The following is a 15,321-nucleotide window of genomic DNA, read 5'->3' as shown; positions in this document are numbered from 1 at the left end:
CGCCCGTCCCGACCGACAAGCCTCACCCGCAGTTTCTGCTCATCTTCTTCCATCACAAGGTGTCCACCTATTTTGGTGGACACCTCATGCATCAGAGCACTCAACAGCAAAAGGTGCGGGGAAATTCGCGCTTACCATCGATTTCGCGAAGCAAACTGTTCCACGCGAACTGACCGCGTGCGAACGGCGTCGCTTCTTCCTTCCCGTCGAAAGCGACCTTGGTGATTGTCCAAGCTGATGTCGCCCAAAGTCCATGGCCGGTGACGCTATCTCGACTGCTACGCCGTAGCCGCCGCCATCGCACTGCTTCCATAGTTTTGCGGGGGGAGCAGTACGCGAGTGGCCGCGCTACTTCCCTCGCTTTTCGATCTTTAGGTTTGGGAGGTCGGGTCGCTTGGATTCCACCCCGGTCTCCTTCAAGGCCGTGTATTCCACTTTTTGAGTAGCTTCTCTGTTTTGGCGCGCTCCTTGTTGAGAGCGTTCTGACCTTTGACCTTGGGCATCCGTCCTCCATTTGGTTCGCTGTCGTTCGCCAGAAAATATGATTGCCAGCGATATCGCGCGAGATGTCAGCTCTGAGGCCGCGGCAGAGATTACGTCAATGACCGAAATCGCGCGCAAACCGTCCAGCCGCCGCCATTGCAATGCCGGGTCGGGCCAGAAGTCCACTGCGATTATCCAGCATTGCCTTGCGCGGAAATGCATTATTCGTCCGCAGGCATGTTTCCAGGAAGTCAGTTTTTCGTAACCCGCGAATTGTGGGTGCTAGTTAACAATGCCGATTGCGAAGCAGATTCCATGGCAGGAACGGTCTTTACCGGCGTCGCGCCAACCCCCAACGCTTTGACTATGGAGAGATCGCCCCCACTTGCCGTCAACAGCGTCTGCAGAGCTTGGAAGTCAGTGCAAAACTCCGCTTCAGCTTTCACGTCGCGTGTTGCATCCTTCACCCCATGTGGGTCATCGAATGCAACGGTTCTGATCTGGAGCAGGCTTTCAGGATTTCCTCCCAGCTCGACGCCATAGTCAGGCGACTTCGAGCTTCGCAGTACGACGCGACCGTGCTCTACCCAAGCTGTCTCCATGCCTTGCCGAACTTCGTATCCGAGCTCGGCTAACCCCTCCAACATCGCGTGCCTTCGGAGAGCCATCGCTTGCTCATTCCTGATGGCTTCAAGGGCTAACTTCGCTTCGTCCAACGCAGTCTGCAATCTATCGATGGTTACCCTTGGAGCAAGCGCTTGCTCAACTTCTAGAATGAGATTGTCCGCGAGCTGACCTTCAATTGAAGCGAATTCCGCCCGAACTCCCTCGAGCTGGCTCTTGATGTCAATCCTATGAACGGCTTCGCGCCGCGCAGCCGACAGATCTATGGTGAGGCTGTCGGCCAACAGGCCGCGCCGAGTGCCACTTTCTGCAGCGACCGCGTCTAAGCGTGCAGCGAACGACGTAGCTGCTTCCGGATCGAAAATACGCAGTTCGTCTAATCTCCGGTCGAGTGCAGCGACGAGAGGGTCGTCCACAAAATCCGCGCTTTGCCCTTCAAGCCAGGCGGCAAGGCTCGTACGTTCTTCTCCAACTCCGAGTGAAACAGCAATTGCTCGCTGTCGGTCGGATATGCCCCCATCGGAGCTTGCAGGGGCCAATTCGGAAAATGCAGCGCTGATGGCTTTTCGAACAGCCTCGTCCGAGTGCCGAGACGGATTTGAAAGCTCCTCAGGCACCGGCAGGCCTTTGTCGCGCAATGATCTCGCGAGGGTTTCTGCTGAGCGCCTGAGTTGATGAGCACGCTTCCTCGTTACAGCTGCCGCGTCGGCGGCTGCATTCATGCGCCGGTCCATGTCAGATTTGAGGAACGATATTTCAGCGGGAACGCGCTTCTGGACTTCCGCAAAATTGTCGCCGGCGAGCAGGGCTCGCATCGCCCTCACCCGATCACGGGTCTGTTCGATGTCTTGCTGGTCGACGCATCGATTCCTCTCACCGAAACGTTCCCAAGAACCAACCATTGCCTCAAAAGCAGCGATCTGGCCTTCGCAGATTGCAACCAGTTCCTCACGAGTAACAATTCGCACCACCTTCGGGCCGCTCATTCCGCCGCCTCCCTGTACAATGCACTTTCAATAGCTGCCTTAAGCCGTAGCCGCTCTTCGTCACCGGTGTGATACCACCCGTGGGAAGACACGCGATAGACTTGTGGGATTGCTCGACGCAGAACGGATGGGCGCCAAATCTCCCTTGCACGAGCGCTTGCAAGAATTCGGTGCCGTGGGGCGTCGCACTCGATGCCGATGCCATAGAGCCCGGTTCGAGGGTTCTCGATAGCGATGTCTATGCCGAAGGCGCTTCCATCGTTCACGGCGTGAGCTGTGACGCCCAGGCTGGACACGTAGTCAAAAACGGACTTTGCGAACCCGTCGAAGTCACCTTCGTCTTCGTTCTGGTTACCACTTCTTTCTGTGACCATGCGCCCAAGCAGTGTTCGCCCAGCTTCGAACTCGCCGCTCGACACCGCGGTTGCGTACTCCATGTAGCCTTGGAGATAGTCACGGGGAATGGAGGGACGCCTTCGGCTCGCCAACATGTCCGATATCTCGGCAATTGGCATCGAAGTCACCATGATTATCTTAGATTTGGCCCGCGTCACAGCTACGTTCAGCCGACGCTCCCCACCCTTCTGCCCGAGCACACCGAAGTTTCTACGGAAGCTACCTTGCGCATTCCGTCCGAAGGTTGACGAAAAGATTATGTAGTCGCGTTCGTCGCCTTGAACGTTTTCCACGTTCTTTACGAAGAAGCTTACGTCCTCACCCTTCTCAATCCGATCTCGTTCCTTAGCCAGAATGGCACGAAACCATTCATCATTGTCGGCGGCATCGTCCAGCATTTCCTCGATCAGGTCGGCCTGTTTTCGGTTGAACGTGACAACACCGATGGTCGGAAGTCGTTCGCCAGATTTCCAGATTGCTGCGACGACTTCGACGACTTTCTGGGCTTCGATTTTATTGGTCTGGTCCTGATAAACGCCGACGACTTTGACGACCTCGATTGGGCGGGCTCTGCGTATCTCTTCGTCTGGATGCCTAACTGGAACGTTGAGCCGATTTGCATAGAAGGATGCGTTCGAGAAGCCTATGAGTTCGCGGTATTCGGACCGATAATGGATCTGTAGAGTGGTAGTCGGCAGCACTGCCTTGGCGAGTTGAAGCAAGTCAGGACAGTCTTTGATCTCTCGTCGGTTCCATGTCTCCTCATAGCTTTCCCGCTCAGCTTCAGTGGCATTTTCCTCTGGCTCGTCGCCATCGAAGACGTCGGCTTCGTCATTCTCAACTTTGCTGGAGAAGAAGGCGGTCGGGGGCATCTGCTTCTCGTCGCCGCTGACAATAATCACTTGCCCGCGAAACAGTGTCGGAAGTGCATACTCAACTGGCATCTGCGAGGCTTCGTCATAGATGACGATATCGAACAATCCCCTGCGAAGCGGCAAGACGCGGCTCGCCACGTCCGGGTTCATCAGCCAGACCGGCCGGAGTTCCATTAAGCCTAGGTCCGGACCCTTCTCCATGAACTCGCGAAGTCGTTGAGCCCTTTGCCCCCGCAATCTTGTGATCGGCTCCCATTCCCGGTCAGATGCGACCTTGGTGAAGTCTATGCCGTTGGTCAGCATCTGTCGGTTTGCGCGGCGCATCGACTGCTCCGCCTCAAAGAGAGACCGGACCTTGCTCTTCAGTTCCGCTGCCTCGTACAAGAGTACCGGATAGGCCGCTTCGAGGCGTGACTTCCAGACCAGAAGCGCCTCCCGCCTAATGATCCGACGCGTCTCGTCCTCAAGTCGTTCAGGAGGTATCGCCGCTAGCTCGTGCGACTTCGGCCTCAGCAGCCGGAAGATTTCAAGCGCCTCTGACGACAATGCACTGAGGCGCAGTCTGAACCGTTGATAGGGCTCCAATTTCAGCAATGTCCGCACGATCGGCTCGATGGCAGCGGCATTCGCTTGATCGACTTCGACTGCGTGGTCGCAGTGTGCGATCCATTTCTCTTCAAACCACTGCGCCAGATTACTAACGGCTGCTCGGCTGAATTGCTTCGCTTCGCATCGTTCGAATGCCTGCTCGATGCTATCCCTTAGACCCTCGAAGGCGGACAACGTTCCCGCCTTGAGAGTGGCTTCCATCCTGGCCGGCTCCGGATACGCCACGGCCATATCCGCAAGTTCCTGCCCTTTGGAAACGGACAACGCTCGACCGGTCGCTAACCTAGCGAGATGAGTAGGATCCAGTTCCGATAGTACGGTAGCTTGCTCTTGGATCTCGCCGAGCGCAGACACAAGTTCTCGCCTAATCGGTCTGAGGCTGCGCTCCCAAAGACTTGCCTCGAGGAATATGCGCGGCTCGTCGGAGTTTAGCCCGAAATCCGTGAGAAGCGCTCGTAGCTTTCTAGCTCGTATCCAGCGGAACGGATTTAATCGGCCCAGCGAAGACGGCTCCGCGGTAACGGAAGTGGCAAGGTCGATCGAACCCGAGAGCTCTGCATCGGAAAAAGCGACTGCCCGTTTGCCATATCCAACCGGTGGGGGCGGCCCTCCGATCGCCACAAATTTTTCGGCCAGTTGCTCGAGCCGCTTAACGAGCTGCAAAGCTGGGCTCAACCCGTCCGAATTCCGGCTGAAAAGGTTATACCACCGAACGAGTTCGCTCCGCCGTTCTTCTGTGAGCCCGAGAAATTCCGCGTCGTGCGCCGCGTGCCAGCTTCGGTAGGGCTCTGGCTCTGCCATTGGGGACGCATTGCCGGTGCGAGCGAGAACACTGATACGCTCTGTCTCACTCCGTATGAACGCAATCAGATCTTCTTTGAACGCCTCAACATTCGCCGGATCAGGGTTGAAGATCTTGAGCACTGCAAGGGGATTGTCTTCGAAGTCAGCGGGTAGCCAGTAACGCACATGTGGCCCGCACGTCTCTTCGAGCGCAGAAACCTCCGCCGGCACCAGGGCTGAGAGAAACCTACGCAGCGCAGGGATATTCAACGGGGCGTGTCCCCGCTCTATTTTTATCAGCTCTCCGAGGATGGCGCGGTAGGTGAGTCCAGTTTGCTCATCCTCTGCGTGCAGCGCCAAGTGATGCTTGTCGAGCTCACCTTCGACGGATTCAATGCGTTGAGCCAAGCTCTGGCGATCGCGACGCCACGCCTGGCCGGAAAATGCACCGCGCCGGCCTTCTAGCTGGTCTCGGATTGCCTTGAGCATCGGCTCTCGGTCGCCGTTCATGTCCGTGACCATAACAAGGCGGCCATCTAGCCCCTCGGCCACGAGCCTCTTCTTTACGACCTCAAGGGCAGCCTGCTTCTGGCAGATGACCAGCAGGCTCTTCTTTCTGCCGATCGCATCCGCGACCATGTTAACAATCGTTTGGCTTTTCCCCGTTCCGGGCGGCCCTTCGATCAGCAGGCCAGGAGCATTACGGGCTTCCAGAACTGCCGCCTCCTGTGAGGGATCACTGTCAACAGTGAAATACCTATCCACTTCAGGAATGGTAGCCCGGGACGCCAGATTGGGTTCCGTTTCAGTGACCTTCAGAGCCGTTTCCAGTCCACTGCCACTTAAATCCTTACTCTTCAGCTGTCGCAGATCTTCAGCTATCGCCTGCCCCATGTAGGCAAGGTGGAAAAAAACCGCAGAGCAGGAGATCAGCGGTCTGCCGAAATCCGTTTGTGCATCCTTATTCGGCAGTCGGTCCAGCGTTCTGCCTGTGGGATCAGCGAGGTTGCCAAAACCATCAACGACGTCGGCGGCCGTCAGGGTAGCTCGACCGAGGAGATCCTTGGCGGCGTCTTGCCAACGGCGCGCAGCATCTATGCCGATCATCCCCTCGAAAGCGGGATTGAGGCGAACCTCCTCTCGGTCGCGGTCGAAGACAACCGATGCATGCCCGCGATTACCGACCTCCGGCATGACCTTGACCGGCCACAAGAGGATTGGCGCTATCTTCGTCTTGGTCCGATCATCGCGATAAAGCAAAAACGGAAAGCCAAGATAAAGCCCGTCTATCCCAGTGTCTCGCTTGTAGAGCGTCGCATGGGAATGCAGCGAGCGGAGTCTCCGCTCAAGGGTCTCTGACACCGCGAAGGCCGCCGGATCCAGTTCCTCGGCTCTCTCGGTTCTGGCCAGCAGATGATCTAGTAGGGCTGCCGCCGGCCTTCTCTCGGTTCCGAGTTCGACGATGTCCACTCGTGGCGTCGTCTTCCCGATAACCATTCGCGTCAGTGGCCCTCGCAGAATGCTGCCGGTCACCTTCTTCGAGAAATAGTCGAGCAGCGTGGCGACGTAAGCCTGCTTTGGCGGTTCCTTCCAGTCTTGCGAGGGAACCGAGAGCAGCACGATCGCCCTCTCAATTGCTATTCGGCGGTCGAGGCGGAAGCGGTCCGCCCATTCGTCGACGCGCTCGATCCCGCATCTGGCGAACCCTTCGAGACGTTCGTCTATCATCTTGTGCAGGTCGCGTCGGGAATTGCCCAGCAATTGACGAAGGTCGCCGCCCTCAACTGGTGGCACGCCCGCTCGACGTGCTTCTTCTTGAGCCCGGTCCACAATCTCGTCGACCGACCTGAACTGTGATACTTCGGCGGACAAAAGGAGAATTAAATCCTCCTCCGTCGTTTGGCGCCTCTCTATTAGAGAAACAAGGCCGGAATGCTCTGTATCGGGAAGCATTCGCCGCCGGTCTTCCAACAGGGCACCCAGTCTCGCCTTTGACGTGGACAGGAGATGGATCTGGAGCTCTTCCTCGTCGAGAGCGATGCTGAATTGCTGTGCCTTTGACCGAACCGATTCGCCCCGCAGCCTTAAACGCCGAAGCCATTCTTCTGCACCAAGGCGCCCTAAAAATTCGGTAGCCGGGCCGAAGATGAGTTCCGTTCCCTCCTGGGGATGGTCGAGAAGCCAACCGGGCGTGACGATGTTGCCTTTGACAACAAGCGGCATCGCCGGGTGAAGCACCTTGAGCGCCATTGCCAGCCTAAGATCTTCAGAAAGTCCCTCGACGTGACCGAGACGTCGGATCGCGGACTGCATGGAGGGATCGAGGCCAGCGTCTTCAGCCCACGCGGCGATCACTCCACGTGCAGCTTGATTTCGTGCTTCGTCCCAATTCGCGGGTTGTGCCGCGGCCAGGGCATAACCGGAGGCTTTCCTAAAACTCTTGCCGCCAAGGTTGATCCCGGCATGGCCTTCCGGGTCTACGCCACGCTCGGCCTCAGGAGGTAATTCGACATGCTTGCCCTCAAGCCAGGCTCGAACTTCTTGCCACTGCCATCTGGTACGGTGATCCCGAGCAAGCAGCCCGTGCAGTAGCTGACTTACGCTCGGATCAATGTCCTCGGGAATTTCAACCCCGTTAGTCAGCACGTGGATTAGGAACGCCTGTTCGTTGACGCCTTGGAAGCAATCGCCGTCCGTAACTATCTCAAGTACGATTATACCGAGGCTCCACCAGTCGGAGGCAGCTGCTACGCCGCCGGCGATGGTTTCTGGAGCCATGTAGCGAGTGGTCTCAAGAGGGGCGACCACGTCAAGATCGTAGTCAGAGAGCCTCGCCGAGCCGAAGCCTGTCACCACAAGATCCAGCGGATCGGCGCTCCTCACCAAGATGTTGGCTGCCCTGAGATCGCGATGTCTTAACCCGGATTGAGAGAATGACCCGAGTGCTTTGCCGATCTCATAGACGACACTCCGGACAGCTTCCAGGTTTCGCCCGTCAGGCCTCGCCTCCTCCAGAGTTCCGCCTTTGATGTCCTCGCTGATCTCATAGGACCGGTCTTCCCACCGACCCACCTCAAAAATCTCAGGAAGGTGGTCGTGGGGCATTGTTCTGAGAGCGTCGTACACCGAAACGTCGGGCTCAGAGCCGTCAGCAAATAAGGACAAGACACCTGTTCGCTCGTTGTTGCCGTGCGAGACGACGAACCGTTCGCATACTGCACTCGACGACGGCAGTCGTCGTTCGATCGTCCAGCCCGCGATCTCCGTGGGTACATGAACCGAAATTGGTCCTGCATCTGGGATCGCGGAGTCTCCGAAGGACGATCGCTCTGCGTCAGCCTCGCCGACTTCGGCGCCGCAAACTATGCAAATTAGATCGCCTTCCGAGACCTCGTGGCCGTTCGGACAGCGCCTCAAAACTGACTTCTCATTTGGCGAGGACGGCGCAGTATCTTGGCCGTGGCCGCGTTCGCGGATCGGTGCCAACGAAAGATCCCAGTTGCACGTAGCCCCATCTGGCAGTTGCCCCTGGCAGAAGATTTCGCTCAACGGACGCTCAGTGTTGCAGTTGGGGCAAAATCTAATCATTGCTTGCTCTATTCGATCGGTCTTGGCTCGTTTCGATGCGGTGCCCTTGGGCGGCCATCAGGCGGGCGAGGCGATTTAGATCTTCCTTGCCAGGAATGCCCGCCATCCAGATCTCGCCGGATGGATCGACCATCATATCGAGCTTTCTTTCGTCCGGCCGGATTGGCCGTTCAAAGGAGGCAAGGCGTGCCTTCCCGAATTCTGTCAAGAGATGGAGCCGCTGGTTGTCGCTACCCCTCAAGGCGAGTGTTTGGGTAGAGCCGATATCATAGGGGTCGGAGATGAGAGCGTCGATCAGTCCATCCATGTTACGAAGGTGGCGCTCAAGAGCCTCGAGGGGGTATCCTGAATAGACCAGAACATCCAATCGCGATGCCTGTCGTATTGCCCGCAGCAGAGTTGCCAATGCGTCAGGCTGGTCGAAAGGTTCTCCTCCCGAAATGGTGATGCCGCTTGCTTTTGGAATCCATCGCGTGACTGCATCCACAGCCTGCTCGACAGTCGTCACGCCCCTTTTCTGAGCCCAGGTGTCGGCTGAGATGCAGCCGGCGCAACGGATGGTGCACCCCTGAAACCAGATGCCGATCCGAGATCCTGGCCCTAGTGTTGTGACCGGGAAATGGAGCCGCGATAGAGCAAGGGGCGTTGTCATGTCAGTCTGCTGCTCTCGCTCAACTTTACCGACGTAACGGCTCCGTGCGTTATCTCGGTGATCTCGAACGAGCCGCCGGCTACGTCCGCGTCAAAGAGAGCGCGAGAAAGAGGGTTCGCCAAGTGGGCCTCGACCATGTTTCTGATGCCGCGGCCGCCGTTTGTCAGGTCGTGTAGACAAAGCTCGCGAAGCGCCGAGTAGGCGTTCTCACTTATGGAGAGGGAGTATCCCAATGACTTAGAGTTCTCGAGAAGTACGGAAACAATTCGGTCAAAAATCTGCTCCGCGACGGGGCGTCGGATGAAGTCGAATACAATGATGTTTTCGCCGATGCGGTTTAAGATTTCCGGCCGGTTTAAGACCAGCTTAAAATGTCGTTCGATCTCGTCGCGAACCTTCGTTGCAACACTCTCATACGGCTCGTCGAGTTGGACGCTGGCGACCCTCTGTCCCGCTACATCAGTCTTGTAAATTCCCAGGTTGGACGTGAACAGAATGACTGCCTCTGAGAAGTAGACGCGATCGCCGCGACCTGAGGTCAGGACGCCATCGTCGAGAATCTGAAGGAACTTATCGAGAATTCGCGGATGAGCTTTCTCAATCTCGTCGAAAAGCACGACACTGAACGGCTTCTCACGGATGGCGTTCGTCAGCTCTCCGCCGACGTCATAGCCTACATAGCCAGGCGGCGCGCCGATTAGCCGCTGGTCCGCGTGCTCGGCACTGAACTCTGACATGTCGAAGCGGATGTACGCAGATTCGTCTCCAAAAAGCAGACTTGTCACAGTTTTTGCGAGCTCGGTTTTTCCCACCCCGGTAGGGCCAGCAAGGAAAGCAACACCGCGTGGTCGGTTGCCCGAGCCTGTACGCCCAACGCCTGTAACGGCTCGCTTGATAATGTCGAGCATGTGGACAACAGCGTGATGCTGACCTTTTAGGCGAGAGGCAATAAACTCGTCGGCCCCCGCGATCTTCTTTCGATCAAGGCGACGCCACGGGTCCTCGGTTACCCCGACCTTGTATCTCCTTACGGCATCACCGATCTCGGACACCCGCAGGCCTTCATTCCTGCTCAATTGGGTTATGGCGCTCATGTCCATCAGCAGCAGGCCGTCCGTAAGACTTACAAACATATCGACAGCAATTTCGAGTTCGTTTGATGACGCCTCTCGTGCGCCCAGCAGGCTCTGGAGGAACGTGCCAGCGAGAGCCTTACGGGTCATCCCGTCAGGCGGCGAAATCACGATATGACGGATTCTCGGGTTGCCTACGGTCAGAAAGTCTGGGAGGTCCGCCTCACGATCTGCCAACCAGATGACTGTGTTGAAAAACGGTTTTCGGGCTTCGCCAGCGGGCCGCGTTGATGCTGTGTGGGACGCGACTTGCGCGCGTGAGAATAACATGTGCTCGGCTGGCGAAAGCACATCACTGCGGTTCACCAATCGCGATGCAAAATCAACTATCAGTGCGGTTGGCTTTTCCTTGGACCTAACAAACCCGTCAATCACGGCCGCGAGTACTTCAATTCCAGCTCCCGAAGGGTTCTCCGAGCCCAGGCCCGCCTTCGCCATCGCGGCCTGCAGCTCATCGCCCGTTCCCCCGTTTGGAAGGCTGAATCCGGAGAATGGCAGGAACGAGATGACTTGCTCGTAGCCGCTACCCTTCAGTTCTCGTTCCAGACAATGCAAAAGAGGGACAGCGGCGATTGAACCTGCCTCGACTTCCGACGCCTGCAAGTCCCTGATGTTGCCTGTAAGCACGAACTGGCTTTTCAGCGACAAAAATCGGGTCAGATCTCTAAGCCAACGGGGCTTAGAATAGGAAGAACTGTTCACGCGCCCCCCAAGGCTGGCGTCTTCCATGACGCCCTTGCAGAAAGATGCCCGCCCACGATTGAATTCGAGTTGGACCGGGAAACCTTATGCGACTTTTAGAAAACCAGGGTAGGAGAAAGTGGGTCCCGAGCCAAGTTTCCTTTGCGCCCATGCTTACGAAACGTAAATGCTAAGGCGGCGATATCGCAATTGCTATTTCCAAGGGCGAGACTGCCGAAATTGAAAATTAGCAAAGGTCGGGGGCGCCATGCTTCGATCAGCAAACGATCAATTGCTGCGTCCGATCTGTTATTTCATGGGCCGAACCCCGAGCAGATACAACGCGTTTTTGTTGTGCTCCAAAGCCGGGCTACGAGAAACTAGAACCAACGGCGCTAGCCATTTCGAGATAGTGGCAGAAGCCATTGGCTAGCTTCATCTGGCGCGGCGTCCGACATTCCGGCTCGAACACGTCAGGATTGGCCACGAGAATGCATAGTGCCTTGGCGCGGGAGGTGGCCACATTGAGACGGTTCGCGCTGTAGAGGAACTCCATGCCCCGCGGAGCGTCGGCATGACTGGACGTCGTGATGGAATAGATCACGATGGGCGCTTCCTGTCCCTGGAACTTGTCAACCGTCCCGACCCTTGCGCCGGGGAGGCGTGCCTGGATTTCAAAGACCTGCGCGTTGTAGGGCGCGATAATCAGAATGTCGCTCAGGGTGAGCGATGCCTCGTTGCCCTCGCGATCGCGCCAGAATGCGCCCGAAGCGAGGATCCCGCTCACAATATCGCGGATGCGGTCGGCCTCCTCCGGGCTGGAATTCTGGTTCCCACTGTGCTGCACTGCAACATAGCGCAGGCCGGTCCCGCCAAGCGGGCCGTCCATAAGGATGGCCTGGTTCTCGAGACCGGGACGGGGAAGGAGGCGGCTTTCGTAAAACAGCTCGGAGGTGAAACGGCAGATGTCGGGATGGATGCGCCAGGTCTGATCGAGGAATAGGCCCTCGTCCTCGGCGATGGTCTGCCGTCCGCCGAGAAGGTGATCGAGAGCCGAGACGTCCGTACCCTCCGGGTGCGAGCCCTGCATCGGCTGCTCGAGCTGCTGTGGATCGCCAAGCAGGACAAGGCTGGCTGAGGCCGGTGATATGGCAAGCACGTTGGCGAGCGACATCTGCGCGGCCTCATCCACGAACAGCACGTCGACGAGGCCGGCCGCATCGGGCCGGGCCCACAGGAACCCCGTGCCGCCGAGGACGTGATAGCCGCTTGCAAAGGCGCCGAGTGCCTCGGGGTTCTTCGTGGTGAAGGTGAGGTGCGGGACATTGTCTTCCGCATCCGTGATCTTGTGCAGGCACTGCAGGTCGAAGTCTTCCTTCGCTGCTTCTTCGGCCGCCTTCGCGAGCAGGTTGCGAATGACCTTGTGGCTGTTGGCGGTCACCCCGACGCGAAGGCCAGCCCTGACCAGCGCAAGGATAGCGTAGGCGCCGGTATGGGTCTTGCCCGCGCCAGGCGGTCCTTGGATGGCGAGCACGCCCTGCAAGGCCGGGACGAGGCGGCAGGCCGCATCGACCGCGCTCTCGCCCGGCAGGCGCAGCGCAGCGCCGCCGGCATCTGGCGGCCGCAGCACCAGCAAATCGCGCGCCGCCTTGTAGGCACCGGGACCGCCGATGCCATGATCGGCCACGTACTTGCCGATCTGCACCAGGGACTCGGCCAGGACAGCCGTGTCGATATACGTATGGGCGAAGATCGCTTCAGGGTGAAAACTGGCAGTGTCGCCCCGCTTCTTGATGTCGATGAAGCGATGTTCCAGGTCGACGGCCTCGACTTTGCCGAAGCGCTCGCCGCCAACGCTGCGCAAATCCTCGCCGCCGCGAAACTCCGCGTCCTGCGGGGGAAATTGATAGCGGTGGATAGGGGCCTTGACGGTTCCGCCCACGACATCCACGAATTCGAGGCCGGCGATGCCTGCCCGCTCGTCCTCCAGCTCGTCCGCGGACAGCGCGGTCAGCCGGAAATATTCCCACCAGATCGCCTTCTCTTCCCGGCGATGCCAGTCGAGCACGTTCGCCAGGACGTAGAGCGCCTGCTGCTCGGCGCTGCGCTCCGCAGCGTCCACCGGAATGCCATCAGTCAGCACGGCCACGACTGCATCGATCCGCGCCTGCCAGGCTGTAATACCCGGGGGAGCGTCCTCTCCAGGCGGAGCCGGCCGGGGGATCTCCACGCCTGAGGCGACCGCGTGAGTCCGCAGGCCCTCCAGCCAGTCCCGAAGCCGCTCCGTCGAGACACAATCATCCTGGTTGTAGCCCGCCACGACGGCCCGATCATCGGCATTGATGCCGCCTGCATCCCCAAGCTCTAGGCGGGCCTGGACCCTGCTCAAGGAGTGGTTGGCATCGGGCAGCGACACCGCGCGTACGAACTCGTAGAGCGGCTCCAGCTTCTTGATGGAATAGCTCTCGATGCTGGCGCGGATGGCGTGGCGGACCACCGCGTAGAGGTCCACCAGAACCTGCCCGCGCAGCAGCATGTCGATTTCTTCCTCGCGCGTGGCGTACCGCCCCATCAGGCGTTTGAGCGCGCCCACCTCATAGGCCGCATAGTGATAGATGTGCATGGCGGGATGGTGCGCTCGCCGCTCGATCACGAAATCGACGAAGCGCTCAAAGGCTGCCTTTTCCTCGGCCGGCGTGAAACACCAGTCGGCCACGTAGGTGAGCGCGCCTTCCGCGTCTTTGAAGGCATAGCCGAAGAGATATTCGAGGCCGCCTTCGCCGACGAAGGGGTCGCCTTCGAGATCGAAGAAGATGTCGCCGTCGTCCGGCTCCGGCAGGCGGCACAGACCAAAGCCCGGTTCAATCGGCAGCGCTTCATGGAGCAACTTCCCAGCCGCGCGCCCCGCGACCTGGATCCGGGCCTGCTCCCGGATGCGATTGTAGGACGAAGCGGCGCCGCGCTCCGGCTTCCACGGCAGCGGAAGGGGGAGTTCGGCCAGCGCGGTCATGGTGGCGACGTTGTGGCCGGCGAATTCGCCGCGCTGCACGGCCGTGATCCCGGCCACCAGCGAGAGGTGATCGTCCTGGTGGCGCTGGTCGTCGCATCGGCCGCGCCAGCGGCAGATATCGCAATGAGCGACCGGCTCCGGATAAGTGCCGCCGTTTCCGTTCAAGGACGCGACGAAGCGTTCCCGGACATTGCGGTAGTAGGCGGCATAGTCGCTGACCCGAAAGGCCTCCGGCTCGAAGCCGGTAAGGGGCGCGACAACGTAGGCGTATTCTGGGACTAGGCCCTGCACCAGTCCGACGAGGTCAGAATAAAGGCAGAGCTGCAGCACCGTCCCGCCCTTGGTTTCGCGGGCGAGCTTGGTGTCGATGACTTCATAGGACCAGGCGCCGAGATCGCTTGGCGTCTCGACGCGCAGAAGGATGTCGGCCCGGCCCGTGAAGGGCGGCGCGCGCAACGCCGCCTGCACGACGATCTGCGCGCCGGCGCGCATCGCCTCGATCGTGCTGGCCACTGAGCCGTCATCGATGCCCTTGCCCTCGATGACCGTGACCGCAAAGCCGGACGCACGCAGGTGATCGACATAGGCCGCCTCATGCACGGCGCCGCGCTGCTGCAGGATCTCGAGCAGCGGATCCCAGATCTTCGGCTTCTCAAGCGCGCTGTTCGCCACCTGAAGGTCAAGCGCCGTCAGGTGGAGGCAGTTCAAGTGGCCCACCAGGTCGGTGGCGCTCAACTGTAACTCGGAGCCGATTCTCAGCATAAACAAAGTCTACGCAGATTAGTGATAGTCCCGCAATTCGGGTGATATGAGCGCCGTCATCGCCCGAAATCCCTTTGCCCGCCGTCGTTCGCTGCGCGAAGCCGTTTCAGACTCACTCCAGGGGTCTTGTCAAATGAACTGAGTGGGCCGCGAGCGGAACGGCAGCATTGAAGGGCGGAGACTCGGAAAATTGCCGTTTGTTGATTTAGCTGTGAAGTGTCCGCGTCCGACCCCATTGCAGCCATTCCGCAGCTTCTCTCTCAGCCGGATGACGACACGATAGTCCGGAGGATCGGGCCCGCCGACGTCCTAGTCTGCCAACCGTGCGTGATGGAGCAGATCGACGGCTGAAGATCGCACATAACCTCGCACATATTTCGTGCCGAAGTCGGCGACGAAATGGCTTCTATTTTCGTAAAACAAGCATCAGCACTCCGAGGCAGTGGAATACGCCCTGTACGCGGGAAGTCAGCGTATTGCGCTGCCAGCACCACGATCACTAACGAACTCAAGAAATTGGATTGGTGCTTGCAGCGCTGTGCCAGATTTCCAAGGCACCGCGCGGAAGCAGCGCCTCGACTGGCGTGATTTCGAAGACGACGCCGCGACCGATCACCTGAAAGTCAGATGCCTGAATTCCGCACCACAGTAGCGCTAGAGTCTTTCACGTTTTGACGGAAGCGTATCCGGCGTTTGCGAAGTAGTTCTTGCATTCGCCGGGTTCGATCGTCGCAACGAG

General features: G+C 58.8%; 5 protein-coding genes. All 5 read right to left on the bottom strand.

Features of this window, described 5'->3' with window-relative positions; translation table 11 throughout:
• Positions 1-734: 734 nt before the first annotated feature.
• Positions 735-2,093 carry a hypothetical protein gene (locus NKI39_RS33330; RefSeq protein WP_352837287.1) on the bottom strand — a complete coding sequence of 453 codons (1,359 nt, stop codon included), beginning with the start codon at positions 2,091-2,093 and terminating at the stop codon, positions 735-737.
• Positions 2,090-8,242 (bottom strand): AAA domain-containing protein, encoded by a 6,153-nt coding sequence (locus tag NKI39_RS33325; protein WP_352837285.1) that lies wholly within the window; start codon positions 8,240-8,242, stop codon positions 2,090-2,092. Before NKI39_RS33325 ends, NKI39_RS33330 begins: the two co-directional genes overlap by 4 nt.
• 94 nt (positions 8,243-8,336) lie before the next feature.
• Positions 8,337-8,996, bottom strand: a complete 660-nt coding sequence (locus tag NKI39_RS33320; RefSeq protein WP_352837282.1) for a 4Fe-4S single cluster domain-containing protein — start codon at positions 8,994-8,996, stop codon at positions 8,337-8,339.
• Entirely contained in the window at positions 8,993-10,858 is a 1,866-nt protein-coding gene (locus NKI39_RS33315) for an AAA family ATPase (protein ID WP_352837279.1), read from the bottom strand. The genes NKI39_RS33320 and NKI39_RS33315 overlap by 4 nt, the downstream gene beginning before the upstream one ends.
• Before the next feature lie 322 nt (positions 10,859-11,180).
• Entirely contained in the window at positions 11,181-14,555 is a 3,375-nt protein-coding gene (locus NKI39_RS33310) for a TM0106 family RecB-like putative nuclease (protein ID WP_352837276.1), read from the bottom strand.
• Between the last annotated feature and the right edge of the window lie 766 nt (positions 14,556-15,321).

Source organism: Mesorhizobium sp. M0664, assembly GCF_040320565.1.
Lineage (GTDB): Bacteria > Pseudomonadota > Alphaproteobacteria > Rhizobiales > Rhizobiaceae > Mesorhizobium.
Note: the sequence above shows the minus strand (reverse complement) of the source record. Positions and strands in the feature narration are given on the sequence as shown.

Coding starts and splice junctions, on each gene's coding strand:
- NKI39_RS33330 (WP_352837287.1), bottom strand. CDS start 2,093: ATGAGCGGCCCGAAGGTGGTGCGAATTGTTACTCGTGAGGAACTGGTT.
- NKI39_RS33320 (WP_352837282.1), bottom strand. CDS start 8,996: ATGACAACGCCCCTTGCTCTATCGCGGCTCCATTTCCCGGTCACAACA.
- NKI39_RS33315 (WP_352837279.1), bottom strand. CDS start 10,858: ATGGAAGACGCCAGCCTTGGGGGGCGCGTGAACAGTTCTTCCTATTCT.